General features: G+C 49.3%; 24 protein-coding genes and 2 pseudogenes. 14 read left to right on the top strand and 12 right to left on the bottom strand.

Annotated features, from left to right (window positions below):
* Window positions 1–39 precede the first annotated feature (39 nt).
* Entirely contained in the window at window positions 40–1,071 is a 1,032-nt protein-coding gene (locus Q3O60_RS06150) for a hypothetical protein (RefSeq protein WP_305893027.1), read from the bottom strand.
* Window positions 1,072–1,257: 186 nt separating this feature from the next.
* On the opposite strand from Q3O60_RS06150, the gene zntR reads away from it, so the two are divergent.
* From zntR to Q3O60_RS06135, 3 genes and pseudogenes are all read left to right on the top strand, one after another.
* A complete protein-coding gene (zntR, locus tag Q3O60_RS06145; RefSeq protein ID WP_305893026.1) occupies window positions 1,258–1,701 on the top strand; it encodes a Zn(2+)-responsive transcriptional regulator in 444 nt (147 codons plus the stop codon).
* Window positions 1,695–2,784: pseudogene (locus Q3O60_RS06140) on the top strand (SO_0444 family Cu/Zn efflux transporter). Before zntR ends, Q3O60_RS06140 begins: the two are co-directional and overlap by 7 nt.
* Window positions 2,785–2,901: 117 nt before the next feature.
* Window positions 2,902–3,645, top strand: a complete 744-nt coding sequence (locus tag Q3O60_RS06135) for a substrate-binding periplasmic protein (RefSeq protein WP_305893025.1) — start codon at window positions 2,902–2,904, stop codon at window positions 3,643–3,645.
* A 19-nt stretch (window positions 3,646–3,664) separates the two neighbouring features.
* Here the strand turns inward: Q3O60_RS06135 and Q3O60_RS06130 are convergent, their stop codons facing one another.
* Complete coding sequence (locus Q3O60_RS06130) at window positions 3,665–5,188, bottom strand: amidase family protein (protein ID WP_305893024.1); 1,524 nt, start codon at window positions 5,186–5,188, stop codon at window positions 3,665–3,667.
* 188 nt (window positions 5,189–5,376) lie between these two features.
* On the opposite strand from Q3O60_RS06130, the gene Q3O60_RS06125 reads away from it, so the two are divergent.
* From Q3O60_RS06125 to Q3O60_RS06095, 7 genes are all read left to right on the top strand, one after another.
* On the top strand, window positions 5,377–6,261 hold the full coding sequence (locus Q3O60_RS06125) for a DMT family transporter (protein WP_369812641.1): 885 nt from the start codon (window positions 5,377–5,379) through the stop codon (window positions 6,259–6,261).
* 125 nt (window positions 6,262–6,386) lie between these two features.
* Window positions 6,387–7,178: a putative hydro-lyase gene (locus tag Q3O60_RS06120; RefSeq protein ID WP_305893023.1), complete on the top strand. Its 792-nt coding sequence runs from the start codon at window positions 6,387–6,389 to the stop codon at window positions 7,176–7,178.
* A 33-nt stretch (window positions 7,179–7,211) separates the two neighbouring features.
* Window positions 7,212–7,943, top strand: coding sequence for a 5-oxoprolinase subunit PxpA (locus Q3O60_RS06115; protein WP_305893022.1), 732 nt, complete (start codon window positions 7,212–7,214; stop codon window positions 7,941–7,943).
* On the top strand, window positions 7,940–8,632 hold the full coding sequence (pxpB, locus tag Q3O60_RS06110) for a 5-oxoprolinase subunit PxpB (RefSeq protein ID WP_305893021.1): 693 nt from the start codon (window positions 7,940–7,942) through the stop codon (window positions 8,630–8,632). The genes Q3O60_RS06115 and pxpB overlap by 4 nt, the downstream gene beginning before the upstream one ends.
* Entirely contained in the window at window positions 8,629–9,573 is a 945-nt protein-coding gene (locus Q3O60_RS06105) for a 5-oxoprolinase subunit C family protein (protein ID WP_305893020.1), read from the top strand. The genes pxpB and Q3O60_RS06105 overlap by 4 nt, the downstream gene beginning before the upstream one ends.
* A gap of 13 nt (window positions 9,574–9,586) precedes the next feature.
* Window positions 9,587–10,426 carry a DUF4392 domain-containing protein gene (locus tag Q3O60_RS06100; protein ID WP_305893019.1) on the top strand — a complete coding sequence of 280 codons (840 nt, stop codon included), beginning with the start codon at window positions 9,587–9,589 and terminating at the stop codon, window positions 10,424–10,426.
* Between the two features lie 8 nt (window positions 10,427–10,434).
* Entirely contained in the window at window positions 10,435–11,298 is an 864-nt protein-coding gene (locus tag Q3O60_RS06095) for an aminotransferase class IV (protein WP_305893018.1), read from the top strand.
* A 32-nt stretch (window positions 11,299–11,330) separates the two neighbouring features.
* Here Q3O60_RS06095 and Q3O60_RS06090 read toward each other — a convergent pair whose 3' ends face one another.
* From Q3O60_RS06090 to Q3O60_RS06070, 5 genes are all read right to left on the bottom strand, one after another.
* Complete coding sequence (locus Q3O60_RS06090; protein ID WP_305893017.1) at window positions 11,331–11,834, bottom strand: LURP-one-related/scramblase family protein; 504 nt, start codon at window positions 11,832–11,834, stop codon at window positions 11,331–11,333.
* A 14-nt stretch (window positions 11,835–11,848) separates the two neighbouring features.
* Window positions 11,849–13,303, bottom strand: coding sequence for a VCBS repeat-containing protein (locus tag Q3O60_RS06085; RefSeq protein WP_305893016.1), 1,455 nt, complete (start codon window positions 13,301–13,303; stop codon window positions 11,849–11,851).
* Between the two features lie 145 nt (window positions 13,304–13,448).
* Window positions 13,449–14,252, bottom strand: a complete 804-nt coding sequence (locus Q3O60_RS06080) for a DUF1338 domain-containing protein (RefSeq protein ID WP_305893015.1) — start codon at window positions 14,250–14,252, stop codon at window positions 13,449–13,451.
* A gap of 166 nt (window positions 14,253–14,418) precedes the next feature.
* Window positions 14,419–15,456, bottom strand: coding sequence for an arginine N-succinyltransferase (gene astA, locus Q3O60_RS06075; protein WP_305893014.1), 1,038 nt, complete (start codon window positions 15,454–15,456; stop codon window positions 14,419–14,421).
* A gap of 17 nt (window positions 15,457–15,473) precedes the next feature.
* Entirely contained in the window at window positions 15,474–16,682 is a 1,209-nt protein-coding gene (locus Q3O60_RS06070; protein WP_305893013.1) for an aspartate aminotransferase family protein, read from the bottom strand.
* Between the two features lie 139 nt (window positions 16,683–16,821).
* Between Q3O60_RS06070 and Q3O60_RS06065 the strand changes: the two genes are divergently transcribed.
* On the top strand, window positions 16,822–17,250 hold the full coding sequence (locus Q3O60_RS06065) for an Lrp/AsnC family transcriptional regulator (protein WP_305893012.1): 429 nt from the start codon (window positions 16,822–16,824) through the stop codon (window positions 17,248–17,250).
* A 21-nt stretch (window positions 17,251–17,271) separates the two neighbouring features.
* Here Q3O60_RS06065 and Q3O60_RS06060 read toward each other — a convergent pair whose 3' ends face one another.
* Both Q3O60_RS06060 and Q3O60_RS06055 read right to left on the bottom strand, forming a co-directional pair.
* On the bottom strand, window positions 17,272–17,751 hold the full coding sequence (locus tag Q3O60_RS06060) for a GNAT family N-acetyltransferase (RefSeq protein WP_305893011.1): 480 nt from the start codon (window positions 17,749–17,751) through the stop codon (window positions 17,272–17,274).
* A gap of 7 nt (window positions 17,752–17,758) precedes the next feature.
* The gene (locus Q3O60_RS06055) at window positions 17,759–18,319 is read right to left on the bottom strand and encodes a TMEM165/GDT1 family protein (RefSeq protein WP_305893010.1); all 561 of its coding nucleotides are present in this window, start codon (window positions 18,317–18,319) and stop codon (window positions 17,759–17,761) included.
* A gap of 338 nt (window positions 18,320–18,657) precedes the next feature.
* Between Q3O60_RS06055 and Q3O60_RS06050 the strand changes: the two genes are divergently transcribed.
* Window positions 18,658–19,278: a DUF4136 domain-containing protein gene (locus Q3O60_RS06050; RefSeq protein ID WP_305893009.1), complete on the top strand. Its 621-nt coding sequence runs from the start codon at window positions 18,658–18,660 to the stop codon at window positions 19,276–19,278.
* 299 nt (window positions 19,279–19,577) lie between these two features.
* On the top strand, window positions 19,578–19,949 hold the full coding sequence (locus tag Q3O60_RS06045; protein ID WP_305893008.1) for a hypothetical protein: 372 nt from the start codon (window positions 19,578–19,580) through the stop codon (window positions 19,947–19,949).
* A gap of 35 nt (window positions 19,950–19,984) precedes the next feature.
* On the opposite strand, the gene Q3O60_RS06040 is transcribed toward Q3O60_RS06045, so the two are convergent.
* Window positions 19,985–21,235, bottom strand: coding sequence for an ISL3 family transposase (locus Q3O60_RS06040; RefSeq protein WP_305893007.1), 1,251 nt, complete (start codon window positions 21,233–21,235; stop codon window positions 19,985–19,987).
* A gap of 21 nt (window positions 21,236–21,256) precedes the next feature.
* Window positions 21,257–21,328: pseudogene (locus Q3O60_RS06035) on the bottom strand (signal peptidase II); the annotation flags it as partial.
* A gap of 211 nt (window positions 21,329–21,539) precedes the next feature.
* On the opposite strand from Q3O60_RS06035, the gene Q3O60_RS06030 reads away from it, so the two are divergent.
* A complete protein-coding gene (locus Q3O60_RS06030) occupies window positions 21,540–21,956 on the top strand; it encodes a hypothetical protein (RefSeq protein ID WP_305893006.1) in 417 nt (138 codons plus the stop codon).
* Between the two features lie 59 nt (window positions 21,957–22,015).
* Here the strand turns inward: Q3O60_RS06030 and Q3O60_RS17700 are convergent.
* Window positions 22,016–22,406 (bottom strand): DUF4879 domain-containing protein (locus Q3O60_RS17700; protein ID WP_369812640.1); only part of this gene is annotated, 391 nt, incomplete at its 5' end.

The raw sequence follows: 22,406 nt of genomic DNA, 5'->3' as shown, positions 1-22,406 counted from the left end.
CCCACTGCATGAAAGCAGTAGGGGCCATTTATCCACTATCTAACAAAGGCCAATGGAACAAAGGCAACCTTCTAATAGTTCAGCTTGAAATGCTGGTTCCATTTGCTCCATCATCACTTGGCTTTTTATCTCTGAGAAGTTTTCCAGCTCGTCGCTCTGCTCCCACAGCACGCTCGCATAGTCCGGTTTAAACCAGGACAGCACTTCTTCATGATGCAGCTGACTTTGAGGTTTGATCAGGCTGTTCGTCAAAAATTGGCGCATCGTGAGTGCATCGTAGTTTTTCAATGAACGACAGTTCTGACTTTGCTCGCAAGCAAGTGTCTGTATTGCCAGGCCAACAGAGCCAGGATCATTAGCACTCGTACAGGCCCCAATTCCTAACCAAGCCTCAGGAGACCTTTTCGACAATAGGCCCAGATACTGCTGTTGTAGTTTAGGGGAGCTCATTCCAGCCCTGGCTAAAGCCTCAGGCCCATGAAACATAATTTCTGCCAATGCATCTTCTTGCCCATGACTTGCTGCTGTACTCAACCAAACCAAAGAAATAAACCCAGCATCATGCAGAATCCTGCTTTGGTAGTTTGAATCATTCTGCATGTCTGAAGGTAAAAACATCGCCAAATTACCAGAGTTAAAATCGGCACAATCATCAATATTTTGTTCTATAAACCCTAAATGCTTTTCATCCAAGCTATCTGCATAGCCATACAACATAGATAAGGCATCCAACATTTGATCGCGAAACAAAGCCACGCTTGCACACGTCTCCATAAGTTGAGCCAACCTGTATTGACTGAGCTTCTCCCCCTGTTGTGCTTTCTCATGCAACAGCAGTGCATCTGCGAAAAGATTTATCGTTGAATGCTCTGCATCTTCAATTGATGTCTTTTTCAACGTGTTTTTATGCAAATCGATAGAAGATTTATCACGGACACTTCGAGGCACTTCAGCAGTATGGCCACTTTTATCATTAAGCGTTGTATTATCACCACTCAAATACCAGACCAAACCGGTAATAACGCAGGCAATCGATGCAGCAATAACGTAAGAAAACTTATGTTGTATCAAAATAAACCCAAGTTGAAACCATGCTGCACTGATCAGAATAGCGACGTTGTCACATCAGCTTACTGGCGTCAAGGATGCCATCTACTCACCTATCCTCTTAAATACACACTTCACGATGAAATGATCGACCGCTTGACTCTGGAGTTAGCTCTAGGGTTTATACTATCCTTACTTAAGGAGGTAATCATGAAAATTGGTGAATTGGTCAAGCGGCATGGTGTTAGTGTCGACACCATCCGCTTTTATGAAAAGCAGAAGTTATTAAGCCCAAGCGCCCGTTCGGAAGCGGGCTATCGCTTGTACAATGAAGCCGACAGCCAACGGCTGGGCTTTATCCTGCGCGCCAAAAGCGTTGGTTTTAGCTTGCAGCAAATCCGCGAACTCCTGCAGATTGAAGACAATAAAAGTGAGTGGCAGTGCGCCGATGTCAAAGACAAGGTGCAGCACAAAATGCAAGACATTGAGCAGCAGATCGCTGAGTTACGGCGCTTTCACCAAGCACTGCAGCAGCTTGATGACGCCTGTTGTGGCGGGCCATTAAGTGCCACTGAGTGCTCTATTTTAGCAGCCTTGGAAAAAGGGCAGCCGGTTAAACCAGAACACCATCATCAGGAGCGCACCTCATGCTAACTTTTATCGACAACTTCTGGCAGTTGTTTGTGCTATCCGCGCCCTGGCTATTAGTCGGTTTGCTGGTAGCGGCAATCATGAAAGCCTGGATCCCAATGGACTGGCTACAAAAGCAACTCGGTGGTGAAAGGCGCTTTGCTGGGAGCACCATTACCGCTGTGCAGCTGCGGCGTGATCCCTGCTGCGATGCAGCTGCGACGCGGCGGTGCCAGTAAAGGCGCTACCGTGGCGTTTTTAAGTGCCACGCCTGAAACCGGGGTCGATTCGATTTCAGTTTCTTATGTATTGCTGGGGCCGGTGATGGCAATTGTCCGCCCCATCGCCGCTATTTTAAGCGCTATTACTTCAGGTTTATTGGTCGGTAAGGCAACCGGGCACGAAAGCAAGGCAATGGCCCCGGTAAAAAGCTGCTGCTCCAGCAAATCAGCTAAGGCTGAAGAGTCGAAGCAAGCTTCAGTGCCTGAAAAAGCATCCTGCTGCGCTGCTAAAAAAGCAACTGCCACCAAACCAAGCTTGTGGCAACAAGCTAAAGATGGCTTGCAGTACAGCACCGGCAAGTTGCTAAGCGATTTTTATCTGTGGTTGATGATAGGTCTTTTTTTCGCAGCTTTGGTGCAAACCCTGGTGCCGATGGATGCACTGGCTAAATATGGCAGCAGTATCTGGACCATGTTATTGATGGTACTGATTTCAGTACCGATGTACGTCTGTGCTACCGCCTCGACACCAATTGTCGCCGCCCTGATGATGATGGGTATATCCCCTGGTGCTGCGCTGGTCTTTATGCAGGCCGGGCCTGCTACCAATATCGCCACCATCAGTGTGGTCTATAAAGAACTGGGAAAACGAGCGCTGGCTGCCTATTTATTTGGTGTCATTGTGATGTCGGTGTTCTTTGGTTGGCTGCTCGACTTTGGGCTGAATTATTTTGATATCTCAGTGCAAAGTGCTATGCAGCATCAGCATTCAGTCCTCCCCTACTGGCTCGAACTATCGGCTGCACTGCTGCTTGCCGGATTAATCCTGCGGATCATCTGGCGCCAGTGGCAGCAACAACAAAATCGAACAGAACGTACAGCGTGATCCCTGAACTCGCCACATGAAGCGCTTGCACTGCAACGATTAAAATGCGTATGATGAGGCACAACCTTTGGGTTGTGCCGTCATTGAACAGGGAATGCTATGTTACGGTTAGTGGTTATGATACCAGCGCTGTTGTATGGGCTAACACTGAATGCGCACGAGCATCCGGAACTGGAGTGGTGTCTGGATGATCACCCATACTGGCATTTTTACCCTGAAGACTCAGAGCCATACGGCCCAACCGTTGATCTGATGCGAATCATCGCCGAACGTGCTGGTATCAAACTTCGCTTCAGCCCTAATACTCCTTTCTCTCGTTGCCTGCGGCAGATGGAGCAAGGCCAAACCGACTTAATGAGCAGCCTCAATCACAGTGAAGAGCGCGCTCGTTATATGCATTTTATTCCCTATGACGAAGCCAAACCTGAAGTAGTTTATCTGCTACAAGAATCGACTGATATTGCAAGCTGGAATGCATTATCGGAACATCGTATTGCGGTAGTAAAAGATTATGTCTACAGTCAGGAACTCAATCAAAAGTTGGCTGAAAATCAACTCAACCTGGTCGAGGCCGAGCGACTGGATGATGCTTTTGCCCTGCTGTTACTTGGTGAGGTCGATGCGGTTATTGGACCAGCACAAAGCTCTATCAATGTGATACAACACAATCCCCGCTTTCATCAGCGCTTCAAAAAAGCCAGTTATGAGTTCAACTTCCAGCAAGGTCGCACCGTTAATCTGACACTGTCTCGCTACAGCCCTCACCAAGAGTTGCTACCAAAACTGCAGCAAGTGGTGCAGCAAATGGTTGAAAGTGGTGAGGTCAAGCAGTTCAGAGCCGACCTCAACGTACTGGAATGAACCATTTAGTTTATCTGGCTTATTCTTTATCCTGCGATAAAAATGTTGGCTGTTGGTAGGCCTTTAACTCTTTCTCCATCAGAGCCGCTAAGCCAATCAGCGTTGGCTCTGACCAGGGCAGGCCTACCAGACTCACGCCCAAGGGCAATACACCACTAAAGCCACCAGGCAGAGTGATTGATGGGTAACCGGCAACCGCTGCTGCAGTTGAAGTACCGAAGTTAAACACATCTCCGTTGATATGGTCGATCGGCCAGGCTGGGCCATAGGAAGGCAGTATAATGGCATCAGCCTCAAGCTCTTTCAGGTACTGGTCAAGTGCATTCATCGCCAATTGACGGCCATTAGCAAGTGCGCGCTGGTAATCCTCATTCTCAAGTTCCAGATCCAGGTTGGCAGCCTGTTCCAGATACTCCTGACCAAAGAATGCCAAGGCTTCTTCACCTTTGGCTTGATTAAATGCCACCACTTTGGCCACTGAGTTCACACTATCATCAACACCATAGTCTTGTAACCACTGGTCCAGCTCGCGACGATATTCATACATCAGAACTTTCAGCTCATCCTGATACAACTCTGCTGGCAGTTGCCATTCATCCACCGATACAACGGCTATCCCCTGCTGCAATAAAAACTCAGCAATACCATCCATCATCGGCCCAATGGCTTCATCTTGTTCATCGTACGCCCGAACTAAAATCACTTTACTGAGCTCAGGAGCTTGCTCTGTTGCCTTCGTTAACGCCACCGGTAACTGCTTACGCGCCTCGTCGCTGAGCATAGCATCCAATAACAAGGCCGCATCAAACACATGTCGGGCCATCGGCCCTGCGATATCCTGCGCACTGGCAATCGGAATAATGCCCTCACCCGCTACCGCACCTCGTGTTGGTTTTATACCTACCACACCGTTGATCGCGGCTGGACACATAATGGAGCCATCCGTTTCCGTACCTACCGCCAATAAAGCCAGATCCGCTGCAACAGCGACGGCAGAACCAGAGCTGGAGCCACAAGGGGTGTGCGTTAATAAATGAGGGTTTCGTGCTTGCCCACCCAAGGCAGACCAACCACTGGCCGAACCGGTACCACGAAAATTAGCCCACTCCGATAAGTTCGCGGTGCCTAAAATGATAGCACCTGCTTGTTCCAATTGGTCGACTAAGGCCGCATTACGCCCGGTGATATGATTTTTTAACGCCAGCGCTCCAGCTGTAGTTGGCATGGTCGCGGTAGAAATATTGGCTTTCAAAATCACTGGCAAGCCATGTAGCGCAGAATGGCTGTTGTGACTAGCCCGCTCTTGATCACGTAATTGTGCTTGCTGAATAGCTTGAGGATTAATATCCATCACCGCCGCCAGATTATGCCCCTGTTGATTATGCTGCTCAATTCTGTCGAGGTAATACCGAACTAATTGTTCACTGGTCAATTCACCTTGCTGCATAGCTTGTATCGCTGATTTCGCATCGATCCAGCTTGGCGTTGCCGTTGCGCTTAAACTCACTGCAGTAAGCAGACCAACCACCATGGACTTAAACATAACGCATATTCCTGAGATAAAAGGTTATGACCATAGTAATCCTAAACAGGGGTGATGCAACTACCATTAATCGCGTATCTTGCCAGTCTGTCCGCATCTTTTGTATCTTTCACTTATTTTGGGCTTATTGCCCTTGCAGCGAGAACGCGAACTGATTAGGCTGCTTTTTTGCTTTGGAAGGTCTCCTTATGATTGGAGCTATTGCGGCCCTAACCACCGCCTGTTGCTGGGCCGTCGCCGCCCGTTTGTATCGCCAACTTGGTGCCAGCTTCTCGCCTGTGACTCTAAACTTTTGGAAAGGCTTGATCAGTCTCGCTATTCTTTTGCCATTAAGCCCTGCCCTGCCATTCAGTCCGGCGTGGATTAGCGCAAGTCCCCTCAGCACCAGCCAGCTAATGATGTTGCTGCTCAGTGGTGCGATAGGGATTGGCCTGGGTGATACCTGCTTTTTTTTAGCACTGAATCGCATTGGTGACCGGTTATCGTTGTTGGTAGCAGAAACTCTGGCACCATTGCTAACAGCTATCTTTGCCATTATTTGGTTGATGGAGCTATTAAGCTGGCAGCAATGGCTTGGCATAGCCTGTATTTTACTAGCGGTTGACATGGTGCTTCGGCTGCAGCGTCGACAACAGCCGCAACAACTCTGGAGCGGCTACAGTTTTGCCGCCCTTGCTGCCTTATGCCAAGCGATCGGCGCAGTCATCAGCCGGGATGTGTTTTTACACAGTAGTATTGATGTCGCCAGCGCCAGCAGCTGGCGGTTACTCGGTGGTATGGCCATCATTGTGCCGATGCTGCTGTTTAGTCGGACACGACTGCTGCCCCGACCACATCACCAGCTGCGACCCTGGCTGATCTTGCTGGCTGCCACCCTTATAGGGACTACCGCTGCGATTTATCTGCAAATGCTGGCGTTTAGTCACAGTAAAGCGGCCATTGTACAAACACTATTGGCGACCAGTGTTATCTTGTCATTGCTACTGGCAAGAGCTCTTGGCGATACCTTGCCAAAAGGCAGTTTGCTCTGGACACTGACTGCCCTTTTGGGGGTCGGACTCTTATTAGGATAATGCTATTCTTAATACGAAAGAGCTAATGAATAAATTATTTTTCAATTCACTTATTGAGCAAATATTATATTCAATATAGAGTAGTCGTGTTGTAGCTAGCCATCCAGAACGCCCAGAGGTCGCTGATGTTAACTAAACAAGCCAGTCCAGCAGAAATTCGCCAGCAATGCCGTCTGCAAAACCATACCGGCAATACGTCCGGCCTTGCAGCTGGCTATGTCCAGGCCAATATGGTGATTTTACCAAAAACCGATGCGGCTGATTTTCTGCAGTTTTGTCAGCTTAACCCTAAGCCTTGCCCGCTGGTAGCCATGTCCAGTCAGCCAGGCGATACCGGCATAATCAGTGCTGCAGTCGATTTAGATATCCGCACCGATCTACCCAGCTACCGGATTTTTCGCCATGGAGAGCTGGTAGCTGAGCAAACCGATATTCGTGGACTCTGGCAAGATGACCTGGTTACCTTTCTGTTAGGCTGTTCTTTCTCATTTGAAGAAGCACTGATCGCGGATGGCCTGGAAATCCGTAACATCACCGAACAGGTTAATGTGCCGATGTATCGCACCTCGATACGCTGCCAACCTGCAGGAAAATTCAGTGGTCCCATGGTGGTCAGTATGCGACCGATGACACCAGCGAATGCTATCCGGGCAATACAAATCTGCAGCCGCTTCCCGCAAGTGCACGGCGCACCGATACATTTTGGTGACCCTTCGGCCATCGGTATCAGCGATATAAATCAGCCTGACTTTGGTGATGCGGTTAGCATTAAGCCTGGAGAAGTGCCAGTATTCTGGGCGTGCGGCGTCACGCCGCAACTGGCCATTGCAGAAGCAAAACCTGATTTTTGCATAACTCACACGCCCGGCTGCATGCTGGTGACCGATATACCAAATTCAAAGCTGGCATTGTTTTAATCCGGTACGATGCCATAGAACAGGAAACAGGCGATGAAATTAAATTGCGATCTGGGCGAGAGCTACGGCAGCTGGACCATGGGAATGGACAGCGCAGTGATGCCATTTATTGATATGGCCAATATCGCCTGTGGTTTTCATGCCGGCGATGCCGATGTCATGCAACAAACGCTGGCCCTGGCTAAACACCATCAGGTTCAGATTGGTGCACACCCCAGTTATCCGGATCGACAAGGCTTTGGCCGTCGCTCGATGAACTGCTCTACAGAAGAATTGGTTAATTTACTGCATTACCAGATCGCAGCACTGGATGGTATGGCCCAAATTCATGGTCTGCAACTCAGCTATGTCAAACCACATGGTGCTTTATACAACGATATGATGCGCCACCCCGCCATTTTGGAAACTGTCTTTACGGCCATCGCCAGCTACCATAAACCGCTGGCACTGATGATGCTTGCAACCGCAAAACAACATCAGCACAAGCAGCAGGCTCAGGCAGAAAGTATCGATGTGCTGTTTGAAGCCTTTGCCGATCGACGCTACACCGATGAAGGCCTGTTGATGCCCCGCAGCAAATCTGGCGCCGTATTGAACAAGCAAGACGTGTTAGAGCAAGTTAAATTACTGGTCAGCGAAGGCGTTGTCATCACTGAATCAGGTCAACGGCTGTCACTCATTGCCGATACACTCTGCGTACACGGCGATAACGAAGCGGCTATCGCTCAGGTACAACAGATCCAACAGGTGCTTAAAGCATCATGAGCAAGCAGAGTTATCGCATTGAAATTGCCGGTGAGAGCGCACTGATCCTGTATTTTGCCGAGCACATGTCCGCCGACATCAGCCAGCGAGTGCTACAGGCCACTCAGGCGCTGCACAGTGCGCTTGCCGATGTATTAGTTGATTTAACCCCTTCCTATGCCTCTTTGCTGGTCTGTTACAACCCGCTATTCACCGATCATTTTGCGGTTCGGCAGCGCATCCACCATACGCTGTCAGCCTTGTCACAGCAGAGTGAACAAAGTGGTCAGCTGGTAGAACTACCGGTGTATTACAGCGAAGAAAGCGGCCCAGATTTAGCACGTGTCGCCAAGCTGCATCAACTGAGCATTGAGCAAGTGATTGAATTACATCAGCAACAAAGCTACCGGGTGTATGCCATAGGCTTTGCTCCCGGTTTTGCTTACCTTGGCGAATTGAACGAACAACTAGCCACCCCAAGACTGGATAGTCCAAGGGCAAAAGTCCCCAAAGGTGCAGTCGCCATTGCCGATCGGCAAACAGCAGTCTACCCTGCCGTTTCGCCAGGTGGCTGGAACTTAATTGGCCTTTGTCCGGTAAGCATGTTCACACCAGACCAAACGCCTAGCATGCCAGTGGCTGTAGGTGATGAAGTTCGCTTTAAAGCCATTGATAAAGCAGAGTTTTTAAAGCTCGGAGGGGTGCTATGACAGGTATCCGTATTGAGCAGCCGGGCATCCTCAGCTTATTACAGGATCAAGGTCGTTTTGGCCAAAGTCAGTTGGGATTAACTACCGGTGGGCCAGCCGATGCCGAGGCTTTCCGCTGGGCGAATGCTCTGCTTGGCAATACCCCGGGCAGCTGTTGCATTGAAATAAGCATGGGTGGACTGGAGCTGACCATGTTGCAGCCCAGTCGTATTGCTGTCTGTGGTGCTGAAATGCCATTGCGGATCAATCAGCAGCCAAAACCTTTGTGGCAAAGCCATCCGGTGCAGGCAGGCGATATCATCGAACTAGCCATGGCCACAGCCGGATTACGCAGTTATTTAGCAGTCGATGGCGGCTTTCAGTTAACGCCGCAGTTTGGCAGCCTATCAACAGTAGTACGTGAAGGGATTGGTGGGTTGGATGGTGGCAAGTTGAAAGTGGGTCAGCAACTTGCTATCGGCACCCACCAAAACAAGCCGAACTGGCAATTGCCAAAAAGCTACCGCCCTGATTATCAGGCGCCACTGAAGTTACGGCTGATTGAAGGCTACCAAAGTGATGATTTTAGCATAGCCAGTAAGCAGCGCTTTTATCAGCATACCTTTCGCATCAGCCAGCAATCAGACCGCATGGGGTATCGGCTGGAGGGTCTCGCTTTATCCAGCCAACGCCGCAGTATGCTATCCGAAGGGATCTGCTATGGTGCGGTGCAAGTGCCCCCTGATGGCCAGCCCATTGTGCTACTCAGCGATAGACAAACTCTGGGGGGCTACCCAAAGTTAGGCTCAGTATTATCCTTAGACTGCTGGCAACTGGCACAACGCAGTGCCGGGACTGAGCTACACTTTGAAGCAATCAGTATCGAACAGGCACACAATACGCTGCATCTGGCTGAGCAACAATTTCAGCGTCGCTTACAACACCTGCAGCCAGTGGTATGAAGGAGTCCGTCGGATGAAGGATTTACAATCGTTGAGTCAAGAGCTCGAGAATCGACTGGTTGCCCGCAACCTTCGTGGTATGCAGCAATTGCAGAAAGCCTTACGCCCTGGCTATTACCTGCGAGCCGCGCGTATTTTAAATCAGTGTCAGGGCGTAGTATTGATTGGCACAGGCTTTCCAGTCGCCGATACCTTCGAAACCGATGGCCCGGTGGGTGCCATTGCGCTGTATCAATGCCTTGAACAGATGGGAGCTCACCCGGTGCTGGTCTGTGGCAACCCTTTGTACAGGGTGCTAAAAACCGATTACCGCTGCCATCCAATTCCTGTATTTAGCGATCAGGATCTGCCAGCCATTGCTTCAGAAGCTCTGCAGCAGTATTTACCTCAAGCAGTGCTCTCCATTGAGCGGCCAGGTTTGGCGGCTGGAGATCGCTACTACAACATGCGCGGTGAAGATATTACTGAGCGCTGTGCTAGCTTTGATTATTTCCTGAAACTCGCCGCCTGCCCCACTATTGCCATTGGTGATGGGGGTAATGAAATTGGCATGGGCAATATTAAAGCAGCCGTCAGTCAGCTTAATATCACCCCTGCAGAAACCGAGTGCGATGAACTATTGCTGGCCGATGTGTCCAACTGGGGCGCATACGGCCTGATCGCTTTACTTTCTCTGTGGCGGCAACACGATTATCTGGCCACAGTGGACCCTATGCATATCCTGCAGTATTTATCGGATCGTGGCAGTGTTGATGGTGTTAGCCGCCTCAATACCCTGACCGAAGACAGCCTCGATGCCAGTGAAGGCATCGCCCTGATCCAATCCTTTCGCGCCCTGTGTGGCTTTAGTTGAGAACGAATATGAGTATTGTCTATTTAAATGGTGACTTCTTACCGGCCGAGCAAGCCAAAATTTCCCCGATGGATCGTGGCTTTTTATTTGGTGATGGTATCTATGAAGTGGTGCCCTCTTATCAGAGCCGATTTGTTGGTTTAGTGCCCCATCTCGAACGGATGCTGAGCGGTTTATCGCAACTTAGTATCGAGCCCGGATTAAGCCTGAGCGATTGGCAACAACTAGCTGAAAACTTGCTGCAGCGCAATCAGGACATGGGCGAGAATTTAGGGGTCTATATTCAGGTGAGTCGCGGTGCCGACACCAAACGCAACCACGCCTTCCCGGCGCATATTCGCCCAACCGTATTTGCCTTTGTGTTTGAGATCCCCCCGGCTCCGGTAGCCGATAAGGACAAAGCACCAAAATACAGTGTGGTCACTGCTGATGATTTACGCTGGCAGCGCTGCCATATTAAGTCGACTTCACTACTCGGCAATGTACTGCATTACCAGCAAGGCTATGCCCAGGGTGCGCAGGAAACCATCCTGTTTAACCGTGAAGGCAACTTAACCGAAGCGGCCGCCTGCAATGTGTTTGTGGTCAAAGATGGCGTCATTGCCACGCCACCGCTCAGTACCGAGCTACTGCCCGGCATTACCCGGCATATTTTGCTGAAGGTGCTCGAACAGTATAGCCAACGTCAGGTTGAAGAACGCGTCATAAGCCGGGCGGAAGTTCTCGCCGCCGATGAAGTCTGGCTCACCAGCTCCAGCAAAGAAGTGGCACCAGTGGTGCGAATTAATGATCAATGGGTCAATGATGGAGAACCTGGCGATATCTGGCTGGAAGTGCAGCAGCTGTTTAGTGCGCATAAATACGAGTTCTAATCTTTACAGCACAGTATGGCTACTGTGCTGTTTTAGCGACCTTGTTGATTCTGCTGACGATCGCGGCGGTGCATCAGCATCGTGACCATAACGATGGCGGTGAATAACTCAGTGGAATCGTCTTCGCGAAGCAGCTCGATGGTATAACGGTTACGTAGCGACATTATTTTGCCACTGGCTTGTGCCAGCAGCTGCAACTGATGGCTAATTTCAAACTGCCGATCCCAGAAGTTGCCATTGATTTCGGCGCCGTCGAAGGGGCCGCCAATCACCTGATAACGACTGTGCCAGGACAGCAGTTTCTTCTTAATGATAAAGTCACCCAACTCACTATGAACCTGCCAGGTTGGCCTCCAAACAAAAATTTTGCGTCGAAGACTGGCTATTTCAGCCTCACCTTTAAAAAGCCGCCAGCGCGGATAAAACACGGCAAAGCTACCTTTGGCATGATAACGTGGCTCATCGTGCTCATCACAAATGATGATATTGCCTTTCAGCGATATTAACTTGTTGCGAATAAACAGCTGTTTTGTCATGTTGGAGCTCTTGGCTAACGACTGAAGATCAAGTGAACTTGATTGCGATGTGCTTCATCATCCTGCGCATCAAATGGTAACACGATATCATCTTTACCATTGCCAGTTACATCTGTGATCAAAACACCACTGCTATCCCGTGGTAGCTCCAGTTCCAAACGGTCGCCCCTGCGGGCAAAGAGACGCCGCTCATCCGGTGCATACACACGCAGTCTGCCGCTCTCACCAACCAACAAATGCTTTTGGTTTAAACCCGAAAGGTCTGCCAATTGAAATAATGGTAAATCAAAGCGCACGTTGGTAATACTGACATCAACCCGCGCTTGTTGACGGAAATCCGCCCTGGATGGGTAGTTGCCTGCGGCATCCATCAGAAAAAAATCAACATCCAGATTGGCATTGCCGCGCAGTAACACCCGAATAATGGTACCGACCCCAATGTTGGTGTTGGGGATGTAAAAGTCTTGCCGCCCATTGCCATTAAAGTCACCAATCACCACGTCAATCGGTACGTTGTCAGTCATCACGGTCGTGTCCGGTTCAGCCGAAAATTCCAACCCATGCTCTGTCTGGCGACCATAATGAATACGGTATTGATTGTTGCGATCCAACGCATCGGCTAGCATTTCGCGCTCAATAACCAAGTCAGCAATACCATTGCCGTTCATATCCTGCACCGTAAACAAACGATCCATCTGCTGCTCTTGATAGCTGCGACCGGCATCATTACGCTGATCAGCATCACGTTCATTGGATAATGGCACCTGCCAGTCGAGTACTTTACCGGTGGTAGCAAAGCTGCCATCTTCGGCTTGTTCAAAAGCCAGAAACTGCCCCTGATCAACAAAGAGTACATCTTTTAAACCGTTACCATTGGTATCCACCACAAAGTGTCGTCGGGGCTCATAGGTGACACGCCGTCCTGCCCACGTTTGGATCAAGCTTGGCAACTGCAGCGCATACTGCTGGAAACTGCCATCACTTTGTTGGCGCACCAGCTTTACCGAATCAAAGTCTGGCAGTATAAAATCACTGGGGCCATTGCCTAAATCCAAAACAAATCCACGCTGACGTAATCGAACCGGATCAACTACACGATGCACTGAGCTGACTTCAAACAAACGCTGATAACTGCCATCACTTAAATCTGCACGATACAAGCCATCGGTTGCCCAGAACACTAATTGGGTTTGATCTGCCCCCATGAGACGAGCCTGATCAAAAAACTGTGCCTGAGCTGGAATAGAGAGCTGTTGTACCGAGTAATCACTGGTATTAATAACACTCAGCCAACGTTGAAACTGATTAAAACCGGATGCGAACAAGTAGGGTTGCTCTTTCAGTGCCATTAGACTGCCATTGGCAGGATGCTCCAGTTGCACTCTAACACGCTCTAAATCAAGCTCAGTTGCCAGCGCATTGCTAAACACCAGCAGCAAAAGCCCGGCAGATAAATTTTTGAATGTCATCGATTTAGCATCCTGCTAGTTAAGTGATCAGCCACAAAGTAACATGCAGCCTAAAAAAAACACAATGAATTGTATCTGAATGACAAAACGAAAAACGCCGGATGATGGATCACCCGGCGTGCAGAACAATTACGTCGAAAGCGGTTTAACGCGCGTTGGTACTTTCAAAGATTTTATCGGCTGATGCTGCAACAAAGCCGCTGTACAGCAAACCTGGTGCCACTTCATAACGACGCGCAAACTCATAAAAACAGCTAGGGATAGTAGCTGCGCCATCTGCAAACATGACCGTGACTAAATCAGCCATGGTCGAGGACTGCTCCAGCAATACCTCTTTTGAACCTTTGATTTCACCACCGGATGCATTTAACAAAAACCCGGCATCTTTCAGCGCCTGATTGACTTGCTCTAAGGTATCAAAGCTCTCCAGCTGATTCACATTGACGGTAAAGTGATTCGCTCTAAAGCCCCAGGCAGCCATCCAGGCTGCATACTCGCTTTCAGCCAGTAAGGCTTCATAGGTCGCATGATCCATTGCCCAATGCGTGCCTGAGTACAAAAAGTCATCGGCGGTGACCGCTTCTTCAGGGATTTGTGCAACCAGCTTGTACACCACTTGTTGCAACTGCTCGGAACATTGCTCTAACAACAATTCAGAGATAAATACTTTCGGCACATTGCGATCCGGATGTTCAAAATGCTTGGCATAGAGCTTCTTCGCTTCGAAATGATACTCACCACATTCTTCATAACCGACGGCTTTAAAATGAGCAGCCAGTTTTTCCAAACCAATTTTTTCTATATTGAAGGTACGTAAGGCAATATGATCATTACAGATATCTTGCTGCTGAGACGAGCCCAACAACTGATGGACGCGCTTTGCAGATGGAGTCACCTCCAGATAGTTCTGCCACAAATTTTCAAACAGTTCATTGACGTTGCTATGCATGATGCTCACCTTACTTCTTAACTTCCAGGGTGCTCCAAAGGAGCCGTATTTTACACAAACTAACCGGCTAACGACACAGGCCAATCAGTTAAGCGAGATAAGACTTACTCTAAGCGAACCGTTGGAGCCCCGGACGGGCTGACAAATTCGCATGGAGCTAATTAGACTACCGACGGCCTTTTTCCAGTACAATAAAGCGAGCCAGATCGCCATCCTCAAGCTGAAGCGCATCCGCCAATTCAGGCTGAACCAACAGCACAGCATCGTGCTCATCAAAACGCGCTTGCTCGCTAAAGCTGGCACGAAATCCTTGCGTGCCGGTATTGCTAATGGCCAGCATCTGGCCAGGTTCCACCTTATCCACCACCCGCACAGGGACCTTCACACTGCTGGCCACTGAATGGATCTGGCTTAGCCTCGCTTCGATGGTCGGTCCTGCATCGAACAAGTCAACATAGCCGCGATGCACAAAGCCTTCCTGTTGCAACATTTTTAATGCAGGCTTGGTTTGTTGATGCACCTGCCCTATCACCTGCTGCGCCTCTTCTGGCAGTAAGCCAACGTAAATAGGATGCCGCGGCATCAACTCAGCGATAAAGGCTTTTTTACCAACACCTATCAGATGATCCGCCGTCGGAAAATCAATGGTTAAAAACAGCTTCTGTAACCAACACCAAAACGGCGGCTGGCCGTTATCATCGGCAGCACCACGCATTTCAGCGATGACAATGTCAGAAAAACGCTGCGGATGCTCTGCCATAAATAAAAAACGCACCTTGGACAAAAACCGGCCGGTGTAACCCTGCCGATAACTTTGTCGCAAGAACAAAGTACAGATCTCTGATGCGCCAGTGTAATCATTGCACAGCGTTAAGGTTTTCAGCTGATTTAATACACTCAGCTCAACCGAGTGATGCATCACGGTATTTTGCTGAAAGTGATACAAAGGCGTTTCTAACCCTACCGCGGCTTCAATCCCTGTCGTGCCGACGATATCTCCGGTCGCTGTATCTTCTAATACAAACAAATAACCTTGCTGCCCAGCCTGCTCTACTGCAGTGGCAAAACTGGCTTCCGAATGCGCTATCTTTTGCTGCAAACGCTGATCATTCACCGGCAATGAGGTAAACCCATGGCCAGACTCTTCGGCAATTTTTTTCAGTGCCGGAAAATCAGCTGAGTTGATTGGACGGATGACTAACATCGGCTTCTCGCTCTGCATTACGCGCTAACAATCTTCGCAACAGCACGCTCAAAACGAGCCAGACCTTCACGAATGTCTGCATCTGGTATCACCAGTGATGGAGTAAAGCGCACCACATTGGCACCAGCCACCAAGGCCATCAAGCCTTCATCAGCGGCAGCCATCATAAAGTCACGCGCTTTCCCGGCATAATCTGCGTTCAGCACAGCCCCCAACAACAAGCCCTGACCACGAATGGTATCAAACACCTTGTATTGCTCATTGATTTGACGCAAACCGTCGCGAAATAGCTGCTCTTTCGCTTTCACGCCATCAAGCACTTCAGGGGTGTTTACGGTGTTCACTGCCGCTAAAGCCACAGCACAGGCTAGAGGGTTACCGCCATAGGTTGAACCATGGGTACCGGGTACCAAGTGCTTAGCGAGAGCCGTGGTGGTTAGCATAGCGCCAATCGGGAAGCCACCGCCAAGTGCTTTCGCCGTGGTCAGGATATCAGGTGTCACCCCAAGCCCCATATACGCATAGAGCTCACCGGTACGACCAACGCCTGTTTGTACTTCATCAAAAATCAACAGAGCCTTGTGCTGATCACACAGCTGACGCACTGCTTTCATAAACTCCACATCAGCAGGAACCACGCCGCCTTCACCTTGCAAAGGCTCTACCATCACTGCACAGGTGCGATCAGAGATGAGCGCTTTCAGGCTATCGATATTATTAAACTCAGCGTGTTCAATAGCAGCAGGTTTTGGACCAAAACCATCGGAATAGGCTGGCTGCCCGCCTACCGTCACAGTGAAAAAAGTACGGCCGTGAAAGCCTTGTTTAAAAGCAATAATTTGATCTTTCTCATCGCCGACATTATCTTTGGCAACTCGACGCGCCAATTTCAACGCAGCTTCATTGGCCTCTGCCCCAGAGTTGGCAAAGTAAACTTTTTCAGCAAAGGTTGCATTGACCAAGACTTGAGCTAACTGCAAAGCGGGTTCATTGGTCATCACATTGGATAAATGCCACAGTTTCTCAGCCTGATCTGTAAGGGCAGAAACCAAGGCAGGATGACAATGTCCTAAACAGTTCACAGCAATACCGCCAGCAAAATCGATGTACTCTTTACCTTGCTGATCCCAGACACGAGAGCCTTGTCCCTTTACAGGGATCATCTTGGCTGGCGCATAGTTAGGAACCATCACTTCATCGAAAACTGCTCTGTTGATTTGCTGCATGATATACCTCTTTTTTAGCGTGTCGGCTCTGAACCGAAATAAAGTGCCACCAGTTTAGTCACTATCACTGCCAATTTGCAGTATCATTCTGTACAATATACCAAGTTATATGGTCAATATGATAAGAAAGGAGTTCAAAGTGATAAGTTCTGATGATGAGCAGTTACTGGCTATCCTTCGCACCAATGGCCGGGCCAGTGTGTCGGACCTTGCCCGAGCACTTCAGGTTTCGCGCTCTACCATTCAAAATCGATTGCAACGATTAGAGCAGCAAGGGGTGATACAAGGGTTTACGGTGGAACTCGGCAGTCAGTATCTATCGGAGCAGGTCTCGGCGCATGTGTCGATTAAGGTACGGCAAAAGCTCACTGCTCGCACCAACAGCGAATTAAAGCATATTCCACAAGTCTCAGCTTTGTACGCCATCAGCGGCGAATACGATTTAATCGCCGTAGTGCAAGCGCACAATACCGAGCAGCTCAGCCATATTTTGGATGATATAGGTAATCTGGAAGGGGTAGAAAGGACCAACTCATCGGTGATCCTTGAAACAAAATTTAAGCGCTAGTTAGTTAACCCAGAGCTCTACTTATAGTTTTTTCTGCCAAAACATGGCCTGCCCCATTTCTGGGTCTAGCTCATAGCCGGCAAAGCCAAACTTCAGATAACTGGCTTTGGCCACCTTATTGCCTTGCAACACTTCTAAAGTCAATTTACAACAATCACGTTGCCTGGCTAACTGCTCGACTTCATTCAGCAGCAGCGTACTTATCCCTTTGCCTCTGTGAGTAGGTAACACAACAACATCATGAATATTCATGACTGGTTTCGCAGCAAAGGTTGAAAACCCTTCGACACAATTAACCAAACCAACGGGCTGGTCATCATCATAGGCGATAAAACTAAAGGTATCGCTGCGATCGGCCAGTTTAACGGCCAGCTCCAGTTGCACTTGCTCAGCCAGGGCGTCGCCGCCCCCCATTGGATCCAACGCGTACTGATTAAGCAGATACACCAGTTGTTGCGCTTGCTCCGAATCCTGATAGTTGACAGCTTTTATGTCGATCATAATGTTCCTAATAATTAATAATGGTAATCACACCCAGCAGCATAAAAATGCCACAAGCAGCGCGGCGCGCCCAATCAAGAGAGATTTTCTCCATCAACCAGCTGCCTGCATAGACTACCGGCACATTGGCCGCCAACATACCAATCGTAGTCCCCCAAATCACCCACCAAATGGCATCTTCGAAGGTAGCGGCCAGAATCACGGTAGCAATTTGCGTTTTATCACCAATTTCAGCTAGAAAAAACAACACGCAACTGGCAGTAAAGGCACCAAACTTCAACATACTGCTGTCATCACTGTCGTCTTTATCCGGGATAAGTAGCCATAATGCCACCACGATAAAAGAACCACCCAACAACCAGCCCTGCCAGCCTTGTGGAATGAACTGCGCAACCCAGACACCGAGCCAGGCAGAGGCTGCATGATTTAATAAGGTAGCCACCAGAATACCAGCAATAATCGCTAGTCGGGAACGAAAACGTGCAGCAAGAAATAACGAAAGAAGCTGGGTTTTATCACCTATTTCAGCAATAGCCACCGCAGTAAACGAAGCAAGAAAAGCATCCATCAAATTCACTCTGCGGGAAACAACTACAAGACAAACCACAAACTCCCGCTATGGGTTCATGGTATGTCTCAAGTCTCATCAGTCTGCTATGCAGATGCTGCTGCCATGTACAATGAGGTACAAGGATGTTGACAACAGCGCCGGTTGATCTGGCCGATTACTCCCTCAAGCAAGCCGACATTTTAGCCTGCAGCTCAGTAAGATGCAACAGAACAAAGAGATGGATTAAGGTAGCATTCAGTTGTATGGTGCTAACTTAATAAATAACACGAACTAATCCGTTCATGGTTTTGTCTCTTATAATAGAGAAACAGTCATTACCCTGCAGGAGTTTAATTATGCTGTCACCTAAACAAGAATCAACCATGGTCCCTTCCGATCCGAAGTTATCATTTAGTCTGGTAACTGTGCTAATGATGCTGGTTATCATGCTGGTGATAAGCGGCTGTTCAGTAAAACCAGATGCACGTGTTGACTATGCTCGCGATGTAAATTTTAGTCAGTATCAAACCTTTGGTTTTTACAAAGCACCAGGTACGGATACCGAAGAATATCAGAGCCTTTTAACCGATCACTTCAAATCGGCCCTTAGGGCAGAAATGGAGGCGCTTGGTTATCGTTACCAAGAAGATGATGCCGAGTTATTACTGAACTTTGCTTCCAACACAGAAGATAAAACCGATATTCGCAGCAGTCCATTTCGCGCTAATATTGGCTTTGGCCATTATGGTTACCGTTCGGCTTGGCACTTAGGCTTCCCGCTGTATCAGCAAGACATTGAAACTGTGCATTACAAGCAAGGTACAGTGCAGATAGATCTGGTGGACGCTGCTCAGAATAAATTGATCTGGCAAGGGATCCAGGAAGGCCGCCTGACACGTGAAGCATTAAAAAACCCGAAGCAAGCTGTTGAAGAAACAGTGGCCCATCTATTCCAGCAGTTTCCGGGCCGTCAATAAGTACCACACTCATCATCATTCATCGAGCTAAAGACTGCTGTTCAGCCTTTAGCTCGCCCCCCTTACTTCTTGATAGCACGCCTAATCCCGCTTTTGCAGTCACCGCTTTTCTTCAAGTGTTTCATCTGCTGACAAATCAATAATGCCGGTAAGTTAGCTAGCGCACCGACAACCAGTTGGTGCCGTCCTATGGTGGTATACAAGCCTTACCTCATTACTGGTAAAGACATCCCGAGCAGCTGGCGCTCGTTATCCTCAATGGCTCGCCTGCCTGATGTTCTTACCCAAAGGATTTGACGATGAACACCGACAATAAAACGACCTCAAGTGGACCAGCCGCCGGACAGAGTCATTTTATCAGTGACACTGGCCCTCACCCCATCAGGCTTTTTGCCGGCATCTTCGCCATGATTGTGGCATTAGCTGGCTGTGGACAACCAGATCAAAACATCGATCAAGCCGGCCAGAGTGCTCCAGTCGATACCTCGGCTGAAAATCAGCAGCCACTGGGGCATGTGATGGAGTTTGATGGCTATACCTTACGTGCCAATGTGATTCGCACTGACGATCTCGACAAAAGCATGGCTCAGCAATACGGTGTGACACCGGATCCTGAGCATGCGCTGCTCAGCCTGGTCATTTTAGAAAGGGTATACGGATTTAATGGTTGATGGGGCACCTTCACCCCATCAATCTGATACCACCCTCAGATGGTTGATAGATCGACTCCGTAGTTGAGTTCCTCTGCGAAGTCCGGCAGTCCGTAACCGATGGTTTTCTTGTAGAAAGGAGAGACCTTCGCAGTCGGTGCCTTCTTCTTGTGCTTCGTGGTGTAGAGCATTCGTGCCCGCATCACCTCGAAGGAGTAACCGCGCCCTTCACGGTTCTTGTCCTTGGCCAGTCGGTTGATGGACTCCGTGTAAGCGTTGGTGACGGGCATGTCCGTCTCGAAGTAGGTCATGGTCTCTTCGCGCCAGTTCCCCACTGCCCTGACCAGATCGCTCCAGACTTCCTTTTGGCCCTTCGGGATGGTGGCTATCCACTCGTCCAGGGCGGCTTCTGCCTGGAGCCGTGTGGTGGCGTCCCAGATGCCGTAGAAGCGCTCCTTGTGCTCGTAGGCGGCCAGCAGTTGCGGGAACGCGCCTGTCCAGGTCTCCATGATGAGGCGCTCCCGGTCTGAGACTTCGTGAGCGCGTTTCAGCAGGATTTTCCGGTCTCCCTTGAGAGTCCGGCTCTGGGACGGTTTCAGCTCCTTTCTGAGGCCCTTGCGCACTCTCTCTAGGGCATCGTTGGCCATGCGCACCACATGGAACTTATCGACCACGATACGGGCCTGGGGCAGCACAGCCTTGACCGCTGCCCGGTAGGGGTTCCACATGTCCATGCTGACGATCTCGACCTTCTGCCGGTCTTTCAGCTTCATCAAGTAGTTGGTCACCACGTCCTGGCGGCGGGTAGCCAGCAGGTCGAGCAGGGTTCGCTCCTCAATGTTGGTCAGAATGCAGCGGTAGCGCTTGTTCAGGTATAGCTCGTCAATGCCCAGGATGCGGGGCGTCTCGAAGCGGTGCCAGCGCCCCAGGAACTCGGCGCGGGCGTTGAAGATGTCGCGCACCGTCTTCTCGTCCAGGCCGGTCTGTGCCGCCACAAAGGTGTAGGGGTGGTTGAAGGATTCCTTCTCCACGTACTCATGCAGCCGCAGTGTCATACGGAATCCGTCCACCATCTCCGGTAGCTGGGGCCTGAATGTTGTCTTGCAGGCCCGGCAGGTGTATCGGCGGCGGACCACCCAGAGAGTGACCCGCTTGCCGAACCGTACGAACTCACCCTGCACGCCGCATTCCTCGCAGGCGATGGGATCGGGCACGTCCACCTGGAAGTGCATTTCGTCGTCGGTTGATTTGCAGCCCAGTACTTGGTATTGCGGCAGGTGAAGGATGTTGTCGGGAAGTTCGGTCATGGTGTTGTATAGGCGTAGGTGTCAGTCAGATCCATCCGGCTCGGCATTGGTGTTTGCTTTTTTACCCAACAAGCTGCTGTGGTGTAGTAATAAAGTTTCACACTATGCAATAAAGAATCATACTTGGGAATAAAGTTTCATACTAAAACCTGTATCAAGCCGTAGAGCGGTTTGATACAGACTTCCATTTTTTAGCTCACAACCATTAACTATCATTTTTACAATGACACAGATTTTGATGTCCCTCGCGATGGCTTAATTTTTGCACAATACGTTAGTGTTAAATAAAAGAGAGGGAATTTTAATGGAAATTCATGCAACTTCACCGAGTGCAAACGTTCTGACCAAGAGTTTAATGGATCAGCCATCTCAAAAAACGGTAGATCATGTCAAACAGGCGCCTCAAAGTAGTAATGAAGAAAGTAACGTCGATTTCAGAAACATGAGTCGAGACGATTTAAAAGAGTGGATTAACGATCAACTTCAAGCAGGAAATATGACACTTGAAGAGAGCGTGCCATTTATGCTCATGACACTTAACTTGGATGCGCAAACCCTAGAGCCAACTAAAGGTTCTGAACCAGTTAATTTCATGGAAATGGCGAAAAACGTAGCCGAGTTTCATCGTTCGATTGGTAATAACGACTCCGCGGATGCACTTGATCGAGCCTTGGAAATAATGCGGAAAGAGCAGCGTGGCCCGCTGAGTATAACAGTGTGAGAATAATTAGTAGCAAAAAAGGCCCCGCTGAAAGCTGGGCCTTTCGAGGTCATTTAAGTTTACAGAATGTTGATTTGAACTGACATAGTATTAAACGGAGAGTTCGTTGAGGTATTCTGGTAGCGGAAAAAGCCCCCCTGCCACCCACTGAGATCGTAGTCAACTACCCAACCTACAATGGTTAATCCAGCGGTGCAATCAAACGTGAGCTCACCAAATGATTCGCATACAGGCGAGGAACCTAAATACGCTGAACTGGGAAGTGTTCCTCCACCCATCCAGGCGATCCTACTTGACCCATAACCTAGTTCAAACACTGCCGCTTGCATGACAGCGCCACCATGATTACAAGAGGTACTAGTGGCACCAGATGGTGGATACTCCCAACCACAATCACTTGATCCAATTGCGTATATGAACATGTCAGTTAACGGGGGAGCGGTTTGGAGT

The sequence above is a fragment of the Alkalimonas collagenimarina genome, assembly GCF_030717845.1.
Classification (GTDB): Bacteria; Pseudomonadota; Gammaproteobacteria; order Enterobacterales; family Alteromonadaceae; genus Alkalimonas; species Alkalimonas collagenimarina.
This window is presented reverse-complemented; position numbering and strand designations above follow the sequence as displayed.

Coding starts and splice junctions, on each gene's coding strand:
- Q3O60_RS06050 (WP_305893009.1), top strand. CDS start 18,658: ATGCTGTCACCTAAACAAGAATCAACCATGGTCCCTTCCGATCCGAAG.
- Q3O60_RS06125 (WP_369812641.1), top strand. CDS start 5,377: ATGATTGGAGCTATTGCGGCCCTAACCACCGCCTGTTGCTGGGCCGTC.
- Q3O60_RS06130 (WP_305893024.1), bottom strand. CDS start 5,188: ATGTTTAAGTCCATGGTGGTTGGTCTGCTTACTGCAGTGAGTTTAAGC.
- Q3O60_RS06085 (WP_305893016.1), bottom strand. CDS start 13,303: ATGACATTCAAAAATTTATCTGCCGGGCTTTTGCTGCTGGTGTTTAGC.
- Q3O60_RS06100 (WP_305893019.1), top strand. CDS start 9,587: ATGAAGGATTTACAATCGTTGAGTCAAGAGCTCGAGAATCGACTGGTT.
- Q3O60_RS06040 (WP_305893007.1), bottom strand. CDS start 21,235: ATGACCGAACTTCCCGACAACATCCTTCACCTGCCGCAATACCAAGTA.
- Q3O60_RS06080 (WP_305893015.1), bottom strand. CDS start 14,252: ATGCATAGCAACGTCAATGAACTGTTTGAAAATTTGTGGCAGAACTAT.
- Q3O60_RS06045 (WP_305893008.1), top strand. CDS start 19,578: ATGAACACCGACAATAAAACGACCTCAAGTGGACCAGCCGCCGGACAG.
- Q3O60_RS06055 (WP_305893010.1), bottom strand. CDS start 18,319: ATGGATGCTTTTCTTGCTTCGTTTACTGCGGTGGCTATTGCTGAAATA.
- Q3O60_RS06030 (WP_305893006.1), top strand. CDS start 21,540: ATGGAAATTCATGCAACTTCACCGAGTGCAAACGTTCTGACCAAGAGT.
- Q3O60_RS06135 (WP_305893025.1), top strand. CDS start 2,902: ATGATACCAGCGCTGTTGTATGGGCTAACACTGAATGCGCACGAGCAT.
- astA (WP_305893014.1), bottom strand. CDS start 15,456: ATGTTAGTCATCCGTCCAATCAACTCAGCTGATTTTCCGGCACTGAAA.
- Q3O60_RS06120 (WP_305893023.1), top strand. CDS start 6,387: ATGTTAACTAAACAAGCCAGTCCAGCAGAAATTCGCCAGCAATGCCGT.
- Q3O60_RS06060 (WP_305893011.1), bottom strand. CDS start 17,751: ATGATCGACATAAAAGCTGTCAACTATCAGGATTCGGAGCAAGCGCAA.
- Q3O60_RS06070 (WP_305893013.1), bottom strand. CDS start 16,682: ATGCAGCAAATCAACAGAGCAGTTTTCGATGAAGTGATGGTTCCTAAC.
- pxpB (WP_305893021.1), top strand. CDS start 7,940: ATGAGCAAGCAGAGTTATCGCATTGAAATTGCCGGTGAGAGCGCACTG.
- Q3O60_RS06115 (WP_305893022.1), top strand. CDS start 7,212: ATGAAATTAAATTGCGATCTGGGCGAGAGCTACGGCAGCTGGACCATG.
- Q3O60_RS06090 (WP_305893017.1), bottom strand. CDS start 11,834: ATGACAAAACAGCTGTTTATTCGCAACAAGTTAATATCGCTGAAAGGC.
- Q3O60_RS06095 (WP_305893018.1), top strand. CDS start 10,435: ATGAGTATTGTCTATTTAAATGGTGACTTCTTACCGGCCGAGCAAGCC.
- Q3O60_RS06105 (WP_305893020.1), top strand. CDS start 8,629: ATGACAGGTATCCGTATTGAGCAGCCGGGCATCCTCAGCTTATTACAG.
- zntR (WP_305893026.1), top strand. CDS start 1,258: ATGAAAATTGGTGAATTGGTCAAGCGGCATGGTGTTAGTGTCGACACC.